This is a genomic window from Paramagnetospirillum caucaseum (assembly GCF_000342045.1).
GTDB classification, from domain to species: domain Bacteria; phylum Pseudomonadota; class Alphaproteobacteria; order Rhodospirillales; family Magnetospirillaceae; genus Phaeospirillum; species Phaeospirillum caucaseum.
The window spans coordinates 1-207 of record NZ_AONQ01000233.1; the positions used below are offsets into that span (position 1 = coordinate 1).

General features: G+C 55.1%; 1 protein-coding gene. It reads left to right on the forward strand.

Going from position 1 to position 207, the window contains the following annotated elements; genetic code table 11:
* Nucleotides 1-207, forward strand: a 207-nt coding sequence (locus H261_RS24495) for a MucR family transcriptional regulator (protein ID WP_161625071.1), incomplete at both ends; no start/stop codon positions are given.

Consider the following 207-nt stretch of genomic DNA (forward strand, 5'->3'; position numbering starts at 1 on the left):
TGAAATCCCAAGCCTGATCAAGTCCGTTTATTCGACTTTAGCCGCTACGGACAACCCTGCTTCAGCACCGGCTGAACGGCAGCAACCTGCCGTTTCTGTGAAGCGGTCGGTGACCCCAGATTACATTGTCTGTTTGGAATGCGGTGATCGGCAGAAGATGCTCAAGCGACACCTCACGACTGGGCATGGGCTGACCGCTGACGAGTA